At 42.8% G+C, this 1,391-nt stretch carries 2 protein-coding genes; one reads left to right on the forward strand and one right to left on the reverse strand.

Annotated elements, in window-relative coordinates; genetic code table 11:
* Window positions 1-277: 277 nt before the first annotated feature.
* Window positions 278-1,045: a hypothetical protein gene (locus tag ACU52_RS14535; protein ID WP_147630902.1), complete on the forward strand. Its 768-nt coding sequence runs from the start codon at window positions 278-280 to the stop codon at window positions 1,043-1,045.
* Window positions 1,046-1,209: 164 nt separating this feature from the next.
* On the opposite strand, the gene ACU52_RS15510 is transcribed toward ACU52_RS14535, so the two are convergent.
* The coding region (locus ACU52_RS15510; RefSeq protein WP_204374668.1) for a hypothetical protein at window positions 1,210-1,391 on the reverse strand (182 nt) is incomplete at its 5' end.

Consider the following 1,391-nt stretch of genomic DNA (forward strand, 5'->3'; position numbering starts at 1 on the left):
GCGCCTCATTTGTTCGTTAGCCGATATTGCCGCGCCTCATTTCAAATATTCTATTGTGCGCCATGATTATATTTGCCCAAAAAACAATAAATAACGTTAAAGATAAATGTTAAATTGATACGATTTTGTGTGTTAAAATTGCCGATACTCTCACTATCCCCGCACATGGCTCTAGTGTATCGCCGTGTGCAAAATTTTTGTACCTTTGCCGATGTTGAATTGCGGCCGTCCCGCGACCGGATTCAGCTAGATGTTTAACTTTAAAACCTTTTTTATTATGGCAGTTATTAACTCATTAGCAATTGGCAACGGCGTAAAGAGTGCAGGCAACATCACATATCGCCGTACACGTGGCCGTACAATAGCGTCACAGCGAATAACGGAGAATAAGTCGAACACGGCCGCACAACAGGCGCAGCGTGGTAAATTCAAGGTTATGACGCAGTTTGCGTCTTTGATGTCAGCTTTTATAGACAAAGCTTTCGATAAAACCAAATACGGCTCACAGCGAAACAACTTCATTAAACAGAACAAGGAAACGCTGCCGGACGTTAACCCAACGCAGTTGCTTAACGTTCAAAAAGGAACTACGCCTCTAGGCACCTTCTTCTTGGATTCTCTTAACATAACAAGTGCGCATGATGCATCATGCATTAGCGTTTATTCGTATGGTAGCGCAGGCTCATGGATTGTTGCACCTTCAGGCACACAGGTTACCAAAAGTAACGCCTATTCTCAGATTGATGTCTCAAATGGCGAACAGCTAGAGACAGCCAAACTGAAACTTGTTTGGATGACAATAACGAATACCGAAGTTCTTACAGGAGTTACAACGTTTGACGAAACAGGACAGCCTGCCGATAATGACGGCTACACTAATGTTTTGGGCGTTGAGCTCGTTGGCGCATCTGCCGGCTACTTTAATTCAGTTAAACTTTCTGTTTCTGAAATGGCAGCAAGCACAGAATGTGCAGCGTTGTTTGCCGTTGTCTATGATGGCAAAATCGTTACTTCTCGTTATTGCATCGGCCAAAAGTCGGCATAAGTGTTTTTGTTGTATATAGATTTGTTTTCAGTTCTCGCGCACACCCAGGTATTTGGGTGTGCGTTCTTCGTTTTTAGGCTCCATGATCTGCGCTGATGCGCAGAACATTTCGCTAAAAACGTTATAAACAGACCAAACAAACCGAAAAACAGAACAAGTGTACGTTATAAATAGGACAAAGAAACCGACAAAACGATATATAGAATGTCAAAAAAAATTGCGACCTTTGCAATAGTCAGAGGATATATAGCAGTTGGGGGACTGACTATAAAACGGCTGACAAAGCGCTCAAAGTGGGTGTAAGCCGTGCAGACCTCTGCACGGCTTTTTTGTTCGTTTATCATAC

Source organism: Xylanibacter rarus (genome assembly GCF_001275135.1).
GTDB classification, from domain to species: domain Bacteria; phylum Bacteroidota; class Bacteroidia; order Bacteroidales; family Bacteroidaceae; genus Prevotella; species Prevotella rara.

Coding starts and splice junctions, on each gene's coding strand:
- ACU52_RS14535 (WP_147630902.1), top strand. CDS start 278: ATGGCAGTTATTAACTCATTAGCAATTGGCAACGGCGTAAAGAGTGCA.